This is a genomic window from Rhodococcus sp. 14-2483-1-1, from assembly GCF_002259335.1.
Lineage (GTDB): Bacteria > Actinomycetota > Actinomycetes > Mycobacteriales > Mycobacteriaceae > Rhodococcoides.
Genome location: NZ_NPFX01000014.1, coordinates 748,556 through 763,961 on the forward strand (window position 1 = coordinate 748,556; position 15,406 = coordinate 763,961).

Here is a 15,406-nt window from a genome sequence, read left to right on the forward strand (position 1 = left end):
AGGGATATGAAGCTCGAACTTCGCGGTATCACCAAACGATTCGGCTCGTTGATCGCCAACGACCACATCGATCTGAGCGTCGAATCCGGCGAGATCCACTGCCTCCTCGGCGAGAACGGTGCAGGCAAGTCCACGTTGATGAACGTGCTCAGTGGCCTGTATCGCGCCGAGGAGGGCCAGATTCTGCTCGACGACGTCGAGCAGAACTTCGCCGGTCCGGGCGAGGCGATGACCGCCGGCATCGGCATGGTGCATCAGCACTTCATGCTGATACCGGTGTTCACCGTGGCAGAGAACATCGTGCTCGGCAACGAAACCACCTCGCTCGGTGGACGACTCGATCTCGTGGCAGCACGAAAGCTGGTACGAGAGATCTCCGCGAGGTTCGGCTTCGATCTCGATCCCGATGCTCTCGTCGACGACCTACCCGTCGGCGTGCAGCAGCGGGTGGAGATCGTCAAAGCGCTCTCTCGTGAGGCCAAGGTGCTCGTGTTCGACGAGCCGACGGCCGTCCTGACGCCGCAGGAAACCGACGATCTGATGCGGATCATGAGGGAGCTCGCGGCGTCGGGCACCACCATCGTCTTCATCACCCACAAGCTGCGCGAAGTGCGCGAAGTGGCAGACAAGATCACCGTCATCCGGCTCGGCAAGGTGGTCGGCGAAGCGAAACCGACCGCCTCCAACACCGAACTCGCGGCCATGATGGTGGGACGCGATGTGCAGCTGACCGTCTCGAAGGATCCGGCGTCTCCGGGAGAGGCGGCGCTGGTCGTCGAGAATCTGTCGGTGTTCGACGCCCAGGGCAACAAGACCGTCGACGACGTCAGCCTCGAGGTCGCGGCGGGGGAGATCCTCGCCGTCGCCGGAGTGCAGGGCAACGGGCAGACCGAATTCGTCGAGGCTCTACTCGGGTTGCAGGACAACGTGTCCGGAAAGATCAGTCTCGACGGTCGCTCGCTGGTCGGATCGACGGTGCAGGACGTGCTCGACGCCGGTGTCGGCTTCGTGCCGGAGGACCGTACCGTCGACGGTTTGGTGGGCGAGTTCTCGATTGCGGAGAATCTGATGCTCGACCGCTCGAACAGCATGCCGTTCGTGCGGCGCGGAGCGGTGCAGCGCGACTATCTGGAGAAGTTCGCATCCGAGAAGCTGAGCGAATTCGATGTGCGGGCACCGGGAATCGGGACGGCCGTCGGACGCCTGTCCGGTGGTAACCAGCAGAAGGTGGTACTCGCACGCGAACTGAGCCGCGATCTGCGGCTGTTCGTCGCGGCCCAGCCGACTCGCGGAATCGACGTCGGATCCATCGAATTCGTGCACAAGCGCATCGTCGCCACTCGGGATTCGGGGATCCCGGTCATCGTGGTCTCGAGCGAACTGGATGAGGTCGCCGCGCTGGCCGACCGCATCGCCGTCATGTATCGAGGAGCAATCGTGGGAATCGTCCCCGGGGATACGTCCCGCGAAACACTCGGATTGATGATGGGCGGTGAGCGTGGTGAGTGAGACCCAGCAGCCCCCGGCAGCTCCGCCGCCTCCGACACCTCCGCAGCCGTCCGCGTCACATGTAGTGCTCCGGCAGATCTTCACCGGCAGTGCCATCATCTCGGTTCTCGCCGTACTGCTCGCGCTGATCGTCGGTGCCGTGCTCATCGCCGCCACCAACACCGGCGTCCAGGAGTCGGCAGGCTACTTCTTCTCGCGTCCCTCGGACATGCTGAAGGCCATCTGGGATTCCGTTGCCGGCGCGTACTCGTCGTTGTTCCAGGGCTCGGTGTACAACTTCCGTCGGCCCGGATTCGAGAACGGCATCCGGCCACTGACCGAGACTCTGACGTTCGCCACTCCTTTGATCGTCGCGGGACTCGGTGTGGCCCTTGCCTTCCGCGTCGGCATGTTCAACATCGGTGGACGAGGCCAGATGCTCATCGCCGCCGCGTGTGCGGGCTGGGTCGGATTCGGGGTGAGCCTGCCGGCCGGACTGCACCTGCTGGTCGCCGTCGTCGCGGGTGTACTCGGCGGCGCGGTATGGGGCGGAATCGCCGGATTCCTCAAGGCGCGCACCGGCGCTCACGAGGTGATCGTCACCATCATGCTCAACTACATCGCGTTCTACCTCGTTGCGTACCTACTTCGTACCCCCGGTGCCCTGCAGGCTCCGGGATCCAACAATCCCAAGACCGCTCCTATCGCGTCGACCGCGGTGTTCCCCAAGCTCTTCGGTGATCGCTACAGCCTGCACCTCGGATTCGTGCTGGTGATCCTCGTGACCGTCGCGGTGTGGTGGCTGCTCGAGCGATCGAGTCTCGGATTTCGCTTCCGCGCAGTCGGCGAGAATCCGCACGCCTCGCGCGTCGCCGGTATGAACGTCAACCGGATCTACCTCTACGCCATGATCATGTCCGGTGCGCTCGTCGGACTTGCCGGAGTTGCCCAGGTATTAGGCACCGTCACCACCGGCTTCAGCGCCGACATCGATGCGGGGATCGGATTCGACGCCATCACCGTCGCACTGCTCGGCCGATCGAAACCGTGGGGCGTGTTCGTCGCGGGAATCCTGTTCGGCGCGTTCAAGGCCGGCGGATTCGCCATGCAGGCGGCCGAGGGCGTACCCATCGACATCGTGCTCGTCGTGCAATCGGTGATCGTGCTGTTCATCGCTGCGCCGCCACTGGTGCGAGCGGTGTTCCGATTGCCGAAACCGGGCGAAGAGAAACTGGCGAAGGCCGAGACCGCGAAGGTGGGTGCACTGTGACCGCCCCCGTCGTCGCCCCCGCCGAGGCAGTACTCGGTCGAAGCTGGAAGGTGCCGTCGATCCTCGGGGTCGTGACGTTGCTCGCTCTGGTGCTGTTCGTTGTCAAGAAAGGTTCGGGCACAAGCACATTCGCATTGGCATCGGAGGGCGACTTCTTCGCACTGCCGGCCGTGGGTGTGCCGTCGTACGGCACCGGGCTGATCGTGGTCGTGTTGTTGGCCGTCATCACCGGCTACGCGGCGCTGCTGGCCTCGCGATACCGATCGACGCCTCTGTGGTTGCTCGCGGTGTTCGCGGTGTTGTTCGTGTTCGGCTTTCTCGCGTGGGCAGCCGACGGTGAGACCATTCCGGTGCCCGGTTTGCTCATCGGCGCAGTCGCTCTGAGCACACCGCTGATCTTCGGCGCGATGGGTGGGGTGATCTCTGAACGCGTCGGCGTCATCAACATCGCCATCGAAGGCCAGTTGCTCGCAGGCGCTTTCGTCAGCGCCGTTGTCGCGTCGATCACCGGGTCCACCTACGTGGCGCTGCTCGCGGCTCTGGTGGCCGGCGCAGTGACCGCGTCGCTGCTGGCAGTGTTCTCGATTCGCTACTTCGTCAATCAGGTCATCGTGGGTGTGGTGCTCAACGTCCTGGTCGTCGGACTGACCAGCTTCCTGTACTCGGTGGTGCTCACCAAGAACGCCGAGACGCTCAATTCGCCACCGCGCTTCGCGCGCATCGACATTCCGGTGCTCTCGCAGATTCCGATCGTCGGGCCGGTGCTGTTTCGACAGACGCTGATCGTGTACCTGATGTATATCGCCGTGGCGCTCGTGTTCTTCGGCCTGTTCCACACCAAGTGGGGTCTGCGACTGCGCGCCGTCGGTGAGCATCCGCAAGCCGCCGACACCGTCGGAATCAACGTTGCTCGAACGCGATTCTGGAACGTCTGCCTCGCCGGTGCCATTGCCGGACTCGGCGGTGCGTACTTCACGCTCGGTTCCGTCGGAGCCTTCGGCAAGGAAATGACTGCCGGTGCCGGCTACATCGCACTCGCCGCAGTCATCTTCGGGCGGTGGGATCCCGTGCGCGCGACGTTGGCCGCACTGCTGTTCGGATTCGCGTCGAATCTGCAGAACGTGCTGGGCATCATCGGGTCTCCGGTGCCGAGCGAATTCATGTTGATGCTGCCCTACGTGGTGACCATCTTCGCCGTCGCCGGGCTGGTGGGCCACGTGCGAGGACCGGCAGCAGCGGGCAAACCGTATGCGTCCCGAAGTTAGCGGACGCCCTACCTGACTCAGCGGTAGGGTCGCTGTCCGATGTGACCGCTTTCACTGTAAGGTTCGATCATTGTTGCCGCAGTTTTTCGAAGGAGAGCCATGAGCTTCCGCAGTCCCTTTCCCGACGTCGAGATCCCGAATCTGAGCGTCTACGACTTCCTGTTCGGGTCGATCGCCGAGTCCGATCTGGACAAGCCTGCTCTCATCGACGGCACGTCGGGTGACGTCACCACTTACAAGACCCTGATCGGCCAAGTCGACGCCATTGCAGGTGCGCTCGCTGCGCGCGGGCTCGAGGTCGGTGACGTCGTCGGACTGCATTCGCCGAACGTCCCCGCGTTCGCGTCGGTGCTGCACGGCATCCTGCGCGCAGGCGGAACGGCGACGACGATCAACGCTCTGTACACCGCCGAGGACATCGCCAAGCAGCTCACCGGATCCGGCGCGAAGTTCCTGTTCACCGTCTCGCCGCTGTACCCGCAGGCGAAGGCGGCCGCGGACAAGGTCGGCATCGATGCCGATCACGTCATCGTGCTGGACGGTGCAGAGGGGCATCCGAATCTGCGCGATCTGCTGACCCAGGGCGCGCCTGCCCCCGAGGTCTCGTTCGATCCGGCCACGCATGTTGCGGTGCTGCCGTACTCCTCCGGTACGACGGGTGTGCCGAAGGGCGTCATCCTCACGCACCGCAATCTCGTCGCGAACGTCGCACAGATGGAACCGCGGGTGGGCATCGACAGCGACGACGCGATCCTGGCGCTGCTGCCGTTCTTCCACATCTACGGCCTGACGGTATTGCTCAACATCGCGTTGAAGCTGCGCGCACACCTGGTGACGATGCCGAAGTTCGACCTCGTCGAATTCCTGCGCATCATCCAGGACCAGAAGCTGACGTACCTGTTCATCGCACCGCCGGTGGCCGTCGCGCTCGCCAAGCACCCGATGATCGACCAGTACGACCTCTCCAGCGTCCACACCATCTTCTCGGGTGCCGCACCGCTGGACGAGGAGCTCGGCAAGGCCGTCGCCAAGCGCTTGAACACACGGGTGCGCCAGGGCTACGGCATGAGTGAGCTCAGCCCGGTCAGCCACGCCATCCCGTTCGACCGCGACGACATGCCGCTGAGCTCGGTGGGCCAGCCCCTGGCCAACACCGAGAACAAGCTCGTCGACCCGGCCACGGGCGACGAAATCGAGCTTCCCACAGAGGGATTGAGCAAGCCGGGCGAGCTGTGGGTCAAGGGACCGAACGTGATGGTCGGGTACCTGAACAACCCCTCCGCCACCGCCGAGACCCTCGACTCCGACGGTTACCTGCACACCGGTGACATCGCTGTCGCGGACCACGAAGGCGTCGTCTACATCGTCGACCGCCTCAAGGAACTGATCAAGTACAAGGGTTACCAGGTGCCGCCGGCCGAGCTCGAGGCCCTGCTGCTCACGCACGAGGAAATCGCCGACGCTGCCGTCATCGGTGTGCTCGACGACGAGGGCGAAGAAATCCCCAAGGCGTTCGTCGTGCGCCAGCAGGGTGCCACGATCGACGAGGACGGCATCATCGCGTTCGTCGCCGAGCGCGTCTCCCCGCACAAGAAGGTTCGACGCGTCGAATTCATCGACACCGTTCCGAAGTCTGCGGCAGGCAAGATTCTCCGCAAGGACTTGCGGGCGTCGGAAGCTGCAGGCAAGTAGCTCGATCTTCTGCACGACCCAGCGCACCCTCCACCGTGTTCGACGGTGGAGGGTGCGTCTGTATTCGGGTCAGGCCGGCGCGCTCATCGAGTGCCGGCGATGGGCACGTAGGTAGTCGTCGACGGTGATCAGCGGGGGACGGTCGACCAGGCACAGCGGTGCCACACTCATCGAGACCTGAGGTCCCGTGGTCGAGAAGGTGGTGAATCCGGCGCCGGAATCGCCGAGACCGAGCCGCGAGAACATCGTGGCGATGATCTGTCGACTCATGACGGCCAACTCGGAGGTCGGCCGATTTCGATGGCGGCGCGTTCCGAGTCCGATCTGCCCGATCGTGCCCGCACCCGAGCGGTGATACGTGTCGAGCAGCAGTCCGATCTCGACGCCGTAACCGGGGGCGAAGGGCAGAGTTTCCAGCAATTGGCGAGTGGCGGCGTACTCGCCGCCCAGCGGCTGGAAGACGCCGGCCAGTTCGGGACGAAGTGCGGTCAGCAGGGGCCGCACCGTCAACTGCGTGACGCGTCCGCCACCATCCTCGTCGGTGCTGTCACCGATCGTCAGAGGGCGACGGTAGAAGCCTTTGACCAGTTCGACACCCTCGTGCATGAGCAGCGGACCGACGAGCGACGGCACGAAGTGCGAGCCCGGATCGACCAGATCCGAGTCGACGAACACCACGATGTCGCCCGAGGTGGCCGCTACTCCGCGCCACAGGACCTCTCCCTTTCCGCCGACGACGGGTAGGGCTGGGAGCACCTCTTCCCTGGAGACGACCGTGGCCCCGGCCGCGCGCGCCCGGACAGCCGTACGATCGGTCGAGCCCGAATCGAGCACGACCACTTCGTCGATGAGACTTCCCAGATGGGGAGTCATCGAGGCAATCACGTCCGCGACGGTGTCTTCCTCGTCGAGGGCAGGGAGGACGACCGAGACCGTTCGGCCGCGTTTGGCCGCGATGATGTCGGCGAGCGGCCAGGGTGAACGGGCCCAGGTGGCGGCAAGAGCAGGAGTGCCCATGGTGTCGGTTCGGCTCATCGAGTTTCCTTCGTCATCGCTGGAAGTCACGGCTCAGGAGGTGGTCGGCAGTCCCATCGACGGCGCGATCACCGACCACGAGTCGTGTAGGTCTTGTTGCCAATAGGCCCACGAATGGGTTCCGTTGGGTCGGAAGTTGTAGGTGGCGGGGATGTTCAACTCCTGCAGGCGCTGCTGCATCTGGTGCGAGCACGAATCGGTGGTCGCCTCGATGACGGCACCGACGGCAAGCTGCTGGGCGAGCTTGCCGTAGTCACTACCGATGCCGGGTCCGCCGGGCACATCGAACGCGCCGGGCGCTCCCGTTCCGCTCGAGATGTACACCGCGACACCACGCAGGCCTTCGGCGTTGACGTACGGGTCGTTGGCAATCCAGTCGGCACTGCCTGCAGGCCCCCACATGTTCGCGGTGGATCCACCGCCGCGCGCTTCGACCACGGATCGGACGTACATCTCGCCCACCGGGTCGCTGGTACGGGCACATCCGCTGTACGAGGCCACGGATCGGTAGACGGAGGGATGGGCGATGGCCAGCTGCAGAACCGACGTCCCGGCCATCGAGATACCGGCGACGGAATTGACGCCGTTGCTGTCGAGCAGTGCGTTCATCAACGGCGGCAGTTCGACACCGAGAAACGTGGACCACTTGTTGCGGCCCAGCACCGGGTCGTCGTGCAACCAGTCGGTGTAATAACTTGCAGCGCCACCCCGTGGGACCACCACGTTGACGTTCTTGTCACCGAAGAAACCGGCGATGTCGGTCTGATCGAACCAGCTGCTGCCGCCGTCTCCGCCGGCTGCACCGTTGAGCAGATAGAGGGTGGGCGCACCGGGTGTCTCCGCCCGAAAGATGTCGACGACGACGTCGCGGTCCATTGCCGCGGAATGCACGTGCACGGCGTCGCGGCGTTCCCCGATGCCTTCTACTCCGACGACCGACGATGCTGTCTCGGCAGTTGCCACTGCTGCTGTGCCCGACGTGAGAACAAGGACGGTCGCGAGCACACTCAGGGCCGAAACGGTCGCATCACGCAGGCGGTATCGGTCGATCATCTACCGTTCCTGACATCGTGGGGGCAGCGCGGAGCCTGGGTGTCGGTCAGCGCGATGAGTGTCCGACGTTAGATCGAATGTCTGGCCCCCACCACAATCTTGACGATCCTTCAGTTCTGACACAGATATCTCGCGCATCGTTGTCGATTTTCCAAAATGCCGGGCCGTGGGGTGTTCTCCGTCTCGCTCGAATGGTGCACTGGCCCCTCCGACGCACCGCACTGTGCTGCGTCGTATCTCTCCCCTTCGAAAGGTTGTGTCGTGGTTGCATTCGGACTCATCGACGAGTGGAAGCCCGCTCCAGGACCACTCACCACGTGGTCGCCTACCGACGCCTCACGGGACGCTGCCGCAGCGGCACCCGTCCATCCGGCACGTCCGTCCCACATCCAGCAGGCGTACCTCGAGGCCGCGTTCCGAAACCGAGGATCGTCCTTTCGCTTCTCCAGACTGTGCCTCGTCACGTTCCGCATCGAAGGAAAGTTGGACAGCGCAGCAATGGGGCAAGCGTTCAATACGTTTGTCAGGCGGCATGATTCGTTCTCGAGCTGGTTCGAGACCACGTCGGTCGGATCGGTGCGCCACGTCGTCGACGTCGACGACATCGTGCTCGAGCCGACTGCCTACGGTGTGCCCTCGAGTGCCGCCGATATCCGCACGCACGTGCAGGACACCACCCCGGGGCCGGAGAGTTGGAACTGCTTCTCCTTCGGGACGATCGAGCACGACGACCATTTTGTGGTGTACGCGGCGGTCGATCACCTCGACACCGACGGCATTTCGCAGGCGCTGACGTACTACGAGTTGCGACAGCTCTATCGCAACGCGGTGACGGGGGAGTCCGATGGACTGTTCACCCCGGGCAGCTACATCGAGTACTGCCGGCGCGAGCGCAGCGAGAGCGACACCACGACTCTGGAGTCCGCGGCCGTCCGGACCTGGATCGATCTGGTCACGGACAACGGCGGCGATCTTCCGACATTCCCACTTCCGCTGGGACGCAACAGTATCGACTACACGAGGACGTCGCACAATTCGTTTCCGCTGTTCGACGGCGCGAAGGCGCAGGCCGTCGACGACGCATGTGCCGGAGTGGGAGCAAAATTCATCGGAGGCATCTTCGCCGCGGCAGCCCTGGCGGAATACGAACTGGCCGGCCGAAGCAGCTACCTGGGCCTGACGCCCAAGAGCACTCGAACTCTGCCGGGCGAATTCGCCTCGATCGGTTGGTTCTCGAGCCTCGTTCCCGTGCAGTTCGAGTTGGGCACGCAGCCGACGTTTCTCACCTTGGCAGTCCTTGCTCAGCAGGCATTCGATTCCGGGAAGCTGCTGGCGAACACGTCCTACCATCGAGTCCTCGAACTGGTCGGCCCGGAACACGGAATCACCACACAACCGGGGTGGACCGCGCCGATGATCTCGTACGTCGACGTCCGAAAGCTGCCCGGTGAAGCCGAACTCGACGCGGCCGGGGCCGGGCTGTACGGCAACCGTGGAAGCTCGGAGGAAGTCTTCATGTGGGTCAACCGATTCGAAGATCACACCGGCGTGGAATTTCTGTACCCGGGAACGGACGAGGCCGATCGCTCGATCGATCTCTACTTCGCCAAGATCTCCGAGATCTTCACTGCTGTGGTCGAATCGGGCGACTACGTACCGCAGCTCCCCGATGCGAGTACGTTCGCGCACGAGCTTCCGGACGTCAGCAGGGTATGACACGCCGACGCAGCGGCTCGTGGATGACGCTGTGCGCCTGTTTGCTGGCGGTGACGATGCAGATGATCGACGTCACGGCCGTGACCGTTGCGCTGCCCACGATCGCCCTGGACCTCGACGGGACAGGTGCACAGCAAGTCTGGGTACCAGCGGCGTATCTACTGGCATTTGCGTGCGCGCTCCTCACGATGGCGAGAGCAGGTGAGGTATTCGGGCGTAGAAACACGTTCGTCGTCGGCACTGCGATGTTCGCGTCGACGTCGGTGTTGTGTGCGTACGCGCCCACCATCGAACTACTGATCCTCTGTCGCGTCCTGCAGGGAATTGCGGGTGCCGCCATGTCCGCTCAGACCGTGGCCATCGTGACCGCAACCTACTCCGGGGCGCGGCGCACCACTGCGTTCGCCTTGTACGGCGGCACGGCAGGGCTCGCAGGTCTGGCCGGACCGGTCATCGGCGCGGTCCTGCTTCACCTAGATATCCTCGGAACAGGTTGGCGCGCAATATTTTTGATCAACGTTCCGATCTCGGTGGCGGCAATCGTCCTCGCCCGGCGGTATGTCTCCGCCGGCTCGGGGCACGTGCTGTCGGGTGGCCTGTTCGATCCGATCGGGGTTGCCCTGTGGTCGATCGGTGCTGTGTCGATCGTGTACCCCATCATGACCAGCGCGAGTCCGATGGCAGCAGTACCCGCATTCGGCATCGGCCTGGTTCTGTTGGCCGTCTTCGCGATGTGGGAACGGCGCAGGAGCGCGGCGGGTGCACACGTCATGGTCGATACCCGCATTTTCGTCGAGCGTGGGTTCACCTGTGGGTGCGTCGTCTCGGCGCTGGTGTACGGCACCTTCACTGCATTCGTTCTGACGATGTCGGTGACGCTGCAGACCGGACTGGGCGACAGCGCGTCGACGGTGGGAGTGATCACGATCCCCTTCGCCGTCGGGGCTGTTGTCGCGTCGCTGGCCGCGCCGATAGCGTTCCACCGCTGGGACTCTCGCGTAGTGGCGGTAGGTGCGGCCACGATGGGAGCGGCGCTGTTCGTCCTCGGTGCCGCCGTGGATCACTTCGATCGGCCCGGCTTTCCGTGGCCGATGACCATCCCACTGGTTCTGGTCGGGGTCGGCCTTGGGTCGGTGATCGCGCCGCTGCAGAGCACCATCGTCGCCGGTGTGAGCCCGGATGCCATCGGCTCCGCGTCGGGGATCCTGCCGACGGTCCAACAAGTCGGGTCGGCGGTGGGTACCGCGGCCGCCGGTGCCGTGTATTTCGCGATGCTTCCCGCGCTGCCGGTGGCGTCGGATCATCTGGCCTCGCAGCAGAACGTGCTGTTCGGACTGGCAGCGACGATGGCCGTGGCCACCGCTGTCGCGATGGCACTGCCACGAGGCGATCGAGCGGCCGCCGAATGCGTGCGAGAGCCGTTGACGGCACCCCAGCGGTCACCATGACCGGCAGGCCCCGAACGACAAATGCCGATCCGAAAATCGACCTGAGACTTCCCCGGTCCGACGAATGGCCCGGGCCCAATGAAAATCGAGAAGAGCTGTCATCATGCGCCGCACCCTCTTGACCCTGACGACCGCCGTCGGGCTGATGTCGATGCTGTTCGTCACTGCACCACACGCGTCGGCCGCGCCGACCGATCCGACACCGGTGCCCGGCACGCTCTATGCGGCTGCGGCGGACCTGACCGGTAAGAACAACGGTGACGTCGTGGCGAACAGGCGGTTCTCGAGTCCCCTGTACCCGGGTGCCGACATCTGGCAGATCCAGTATCGATCGTCCGACTCCCGAGGAGACGCGATCGCTGCTGTGACAACCGTTCTCGCGCCGGCGAACCGCGCACCCGGTGGGCCACTGCTGTCGTATCAGCCGTTCGTCAACGCGCTCGGGTTGCAGTGCGCGCCGTCGGAATCGCTGTTCGGGGCCGATCCGACGACCGGTGTTCAGGAGCGTGAATTTCTCAACCTGGCCCTGATGCGTGGCTGGTCGGTCGCAGTCCCGGACCACCTCGGTCCCAAAAGTGCTTATGGCGCAGCCAAGCTCGGCGGTCAGATCACACTCGACGGAATTCGCGCCGCGCAGCGGGTTCCCGAGCTCGGACTGTCGGCCAGTCCGGTAGGAATGGCCGGGTATTCGGGTGGTGGAATGGCGACGGCGTGGGCTGCCGCGCTCGCTCCGAGCTATGCACCCGAGCTGAACATCGTCGGTGCCGCAGCCGGAGGGGTGCCGGCCGATCTGGACAACATCGCTCGCGCGTTGGGTTTCCAGCCGCATCAGGCATTCGGGCTCGCGTTTGCCGCGGCCATCGGACTCGAACGCGAGTACCCCGACCGTCTACCGATCACGGCTCAGCTCAATCCCACCGGTCTGGCGTTGAAGGATCAGGTCTCGAATGCGTGCACACCGGTGATCCTTGCTACCGGAGCCTTCAAGAGCGCACTGGCGGTCTCGACCACTACGTCCTTGGTGGACAGTCCGGAGGCGCAGCAGATCATCGACGAAAACAGTTTGGTGAAGTATGCGGGAGTTCCCACGGCACCCACGCTGCTGTGGGGAAGCGACAACGACCCCTTGATCCCCATCGGTGCTCTGCGCGACACTGCCGCACGGTACTGCGCGAACGGGGCGACTCTGCAGTTCGACGTCGTTCATGCCCCGCAGCACATTCAGGCGGCATTCGAGGGTCTTCCCGCTGCGCTCACATTCCTGGACAACAGGTTTCGAGGTGTCGCACCGCCGACGAACTGCGTCCGATGAAGCTGTTCTCGACCGTCGTCGGTGTCACCGCGACCGCTCTGGTCGTGGCCACGGCACCCGCTCATGCAGCGGACCTTCCGGTGCTGGCCCCGCAATCGTTCGGCGACTTCTCGGTGCAGACCCGATATTTCGACGTCGTGGTTGGTCCTGAGCGGGATCAGCACTGCACTGTCGTGGGCGACATCTATGTTCCAACTGGTCTCGGACCGGACAACCGGGCTCCGGCCATCCTGACCAGCAACGGTTTCGGCGGATCCAAGGACGATCAAGCGGGCGCCGCAGCGAGATTCGCGACCCACGGCTACGTAGTTCTGTCTTACTCCGCCTTGGGTTTCGGTGGCTCGACGTGCAAGATCTATTTCGCCGATCCCGATTACGACGGTATGGCGGCGTCGGACCTCATCGGCTACCTTGCCGGCGACAGCGAAGGCGTGTTCACCGACGCCGCTCTCTCTGTCGAAGCTCCCGTTCTGGACGTCGTTCGCCTCGATGCTCCGCAGGATCCCCGCGTCGGCTATCTAGGTGGTTCCTATGCCGGTGCAACGGGATTGGCGGCAGCATCGGTGGATTCGCGACTGGATACCGTCGCGTCGATGATCACGTGGAACGATCTGGCTCGCTCGCTGGCACCGGACGGAGCCGGACGCAGGTCGGTCGGCCCCGTCAAGAGCGTGTTCGGTTCGGCTTTTCTGGCGGCCGGTGCCGTCCTGACCGGTCCCGGAGGGTACGCAGCCGATCCGGCGCGGGCACAGGGATGCCCGAACTATGCCCAGTGGGTCTGCGACGCCGCGTCCGCCTTCGCTGCCAATCGCGAACCGGACCCGGGAACTCTGGCGGCGATGCGTCACGTCTCACCCGTGGACTATCTCGATCGAGTCGATGTCCCGGTTCTGCTCACGCAAGGCCAGAAGGATTCACTGTTCAGCCTCGACGAGGCAGCAGCCACGTTCGAGACTCTGCGGGCGCGCGGAGTGGAAACGTCCATGGTCTGGCACTCGTGGGGACACAACGATCGGAAGGGCTATCCGGGGGAGTTCGACATCAAGGCCCCCGATCCGTTCAATCAGCACGAAGCGGCGCTGGTGGGCAATTGGCTCGACCGACACCTCAAGGATCGTGACGTCGACCCAGGGCCGGCATTCACCTACTTCCGAGATTGGGTGCCCTACACCGGCGTCGCGTCGCCGGCCTACGAGGAATCGGACACATTTCCTGTCGGCACCAGGCGCACATTCGACGTGGTAGACGGCACGCTGTCCGAGAATGTTGCCTCGAACAATGCATGGACACAGACGATTCGGGATGCGGGATCGCCGATGCCCACCACGCTGGGGCTTCCGAACATCGCCGCGGAGGTTCCAGTGCCTCGGGTCTCGCTACCCGGTTCGGCCGTGACCTGGACAACCGCGCCGCTGGCTGAACCGGTCGACGTCGTCGGTGCACCGGAGCTGTCCATCAGTCCCATGGTGTCCGGGCCTGCGACGGTCTTCGTCACCGTGCTCGACGTCGCACCGAACGGTGTGCGGAGTCCGATTCACGGGCTCGTCGCACCCGCCGTCCTCACCGGATCCGCGGACCCGGTGACGATCTCGCTGCCCAGCATCGTCCATCGATTCGACCGCGGCCACCGCATCGGAGTCGACATCACCGCTTCCGACCCGTCCTTCGCCGGTGGACCCGGCCCGGCGGACGTCACCTTCTCCTCGACGGATCCGATCAACCAGTTCTCTCTACCCATAGTGCCCATGAAAACAGTGCCGTGACACTTCGATTTGCTTACTCCGAAAGGCTCACCGTGATCCGAAAATTCTTTGCCCTGGGGTCCATTCTGGTGGCACTCTGCGCTTCCTTGTTCGCCACGGGGACAACAGCTTCGGCGGCTCCTGCGCCGACGATCCCCGATCCGGACGTCTTCTACGCGGCACCGGCGGACATAGCCGATCACGCGCCGGGTGACATCCTCGCCAGCCGTCGGGCCGACGCATGGATGTATCCCAACACCGACATCTGGCAACTCAAGTACCGGTCGACCAACTCCGCAGGTGCTCCCGTCGCCGCGGTGACCACCGTGCTGATGCCCCGAGGCCGAGGTGCGGGCACGCCGCTCGTGTCGTATCAGGCAGTGATCAATGCTCTGGGTGTGAAATGTGCACCATCGCACGGTCTTTTCACGTACGAGATCGGTGAAGCTCCGAGCCTGTACCTCGGGATGGTCGCCCGCGGTTGGGCGGTTGCGGTGCCGGATTACCTCGGACCGAACGGTGCCTACGGCGCTGCCGAATACGAAGGCCGTTTGACGCTGGACGGGGTTCGCGCCGTGCAGAACTTCGAGCAGCTGCCGTTGAAGGAGAGTCCGGTCGCTCTGCTGGGCTACTCCGGCGGTGCGCTGGCAACATCGTGGGCCGGTGCCATGGCACCCACCTACGCCCCCGAGCTGAACATCGTCGCCACCGTGCAGGGCGGTATTCCTGCCGACCTCGAACTGATCGCAAAGAACCTGGGTTACAGCCCGATTCCGCACCCCGCGTTCGGAATGGCGCTGGCCGCATCGCTCGGACTCGAACGTGAATACCCGACCGAGTTCCCCGTCTCGGAGAACCTGAATGCGGCAGGCCTGGCGTTGCGAGATCAGGTGAGTAACCAGTGCAGGCGTCCGATCATCATCGGCGGAGCGTTCAAGAGCGCGCGGGATCTGTCGAACGTCGACATCGCATCGCTGCCGTCCGCGCAGGCGGTGTTGAAGAAGAACAGTCTCGTCGACTACGAAGGCGTTCCGACGGCACCGGTGTACATGTGGCAGGGAATCAACGACTTCATCACCCCGTTCGCGCCGGTGAAAGAAACCGTCGATCGCTACTGCGCAGCCGGTGCCACCGTTCAGTTCCGGGCGTACCCGTTCGCGGAGCACTTCAGCGGATCGCTCGTCGGACTGCCCGAGGCCTACGCCTACGTGGACGCACGATTCCGAGGTGAGCCGGCACCGTCGAACTGCGCCTGATTCTTGTCTCGGTAGTGACCTCATACCTCTTTTGACGACCGCGCGCCCTCGCTCTGAAGTGAGCGGAGGCGCGCAGTCGTCAGTAGGGGTGTGAGGTCGTCGTGGAACCGAGCCGACGTTCGCCGCGTC

11 protein-coding genes are annotated in these 15,406 nt (G+C 64.3%); 9 read left to right on the forward strand and 2 right to left on the reverse strand.

Going from position 1 to position 15,406, the window contains the following annotated elements:
* Window positions 1-6: 6 nt before the first annotated feature.
* From CH294_RS14915 to CH294_RS14930, 4 genes are all read left to right on the forward strand, one after another.
* On the forward strand, window positions 7-1,509 hold the full coding sequence (locus CH294_RS14915) for an ABC transporter ATP-binding protein (RefSeq protein ID WP_094738344.1): 1,503 nt from the start codon (window positions 7-9) through the stop codon (window positions 1,507-1,509).
* A complete protein-coding gene (locus tag CH294_RS14920; protein WP_249305283.1) occupies window positions 1,502-2,758 on the forward strand; it encodes an ABC transporter permease in 1,257 nt (418 codons plus the stop codon). The genes CH294_RS14915 and CH294_RS14920 overlap by 8 nt, the downstream gene beginning before the upstream one ends.
* A complete protein-coding gene (locus CH294_RS14925) occupies window positions 2,755-4,023 on the forward strand; it encodes an ABC transporter permease (protein ID WP_094609493.1) in 1,269 nt (422 codons plus the stop codon). Before CH294_RS14920 ends, CH294_RS14925 begins: the two co-directional genes overlap by 4 nt.
* A gap of 99 nt (window positions 4,024-4,122) precedes the next feature.
* Entirely contained in the window at window positions 4,123-5,715 is a 1,593-nt protein-coding gene (locus CH294_RS14930) for a 4-coumarate--CoA ligase family protein (RefSeq protein WP_094609494.1), read from the forward strand.
* A gap of 69 nt (window positions 5,716-5,784) precedes the next feature.
* On the opposite strand, the gene CH294_RS14935 is transcribed toward CH294_RS14930, so the two are convergent.
* Together CH294_RS14935 and CH294_RS14940 are read right to left on the reverse strand one after the other, a co-directional pair.
* Entirely contained in the window at window positions 5,785-6,750 is a 966-nt protein-coding gene (locus tag CH294_RS14935) for a glucosyl-3-phosphoglycerate synthase (RefSeq protein WP_094738429.1), read from the reverse strand.
* A 33-nt stretch (window positions 6,751-6,783) separates the two neighbouring features.
* Entirely contained in the window at window positions 6,784-7,803 is a 1,020-nt protein-coding gene (locus CH294_RS14940; RefSeq protein ID WP_094738346.1) for an alpha/beta hydrolase family protein, read from the reverse strand.
* Window positions 7,804-8,064: 261 nt separating this feature from the next.
* Between CH294_RS14940 and CH294_RS14945 the strand changes: the two genes are divergently transcribed.
* From CH294_RS14945 to CH294_RS14965, 5 genes are all read left to right on the forward strand, one after another.
* A complete protein-coding gene (locus CH294_RS14945; protein WP_094738347.1) occupies window positions 8,065-9,519 on the forward strand; it encodes a condensation domain-containing protein in 1,455 nt (484 codons plus the stop codon).
* Window positions 9,516-10,967 carry an MFS transporter gene (locus CH294_RS14950; protein ID WP_094738348.1) on the forward strand — a complete coding sequence of 484 codons (1,452 nt, stop codon included), beginning with the start codon at window positions 9,516-9,518 and terminating at the stop codon, window positions 10,965-10,967. Before CH294_RS14945 ends, CH294_RS14950 begins: the two co-directional genes overlap by 4 nt.
* Before the next feature lie 103 nt (window positions 10,968-11,070).
* Window positions 11,071-12,279 carry a lipase family protein gene (locus CH294_RS14955; protein ID WP_032380364.1) on the forward strand — a complete coding sequence of 403 codons (1,209 nt, stop codon included), beginning with the start codon at window positions 11,071-11,073 and terminating at the stop codon, window positions 12,277-12,279.
* Window positions 12,276-14,042, forward strand: coding sequence for a CocE/NonD family hydrolase (locus CH294_RS14960; protein WP_094738349.1), 1,767 nt, complete (start codon window positions 12,276-12,278; stop codon window positions 14,040-14,042). The genes CH294_RS14955 and CH294_RS14960 overlap by 4 nt, the downstream gene beginning before the upstream one ends.
* Window positions 14,039-15,277 carry a lipase family protein gene (locus CH294_RS14965; RefSeq protein WP_249305285.1) on the forward strand — a complete coding sequence of 413 codons (1,239 nt, stop codon included), beginning with the start codon at window positions 14,039-14,041 and terminating at the stop codon, window positions 15,275-15,277. The genes CH294_RS14960 and CH294_RS14965 overlap by 4 nt, the downstream gene beginning before the upstream one ends.
* The last annotated feature ends 129 nt before the right edge of the window (window positions 15,278-15,406 follow it).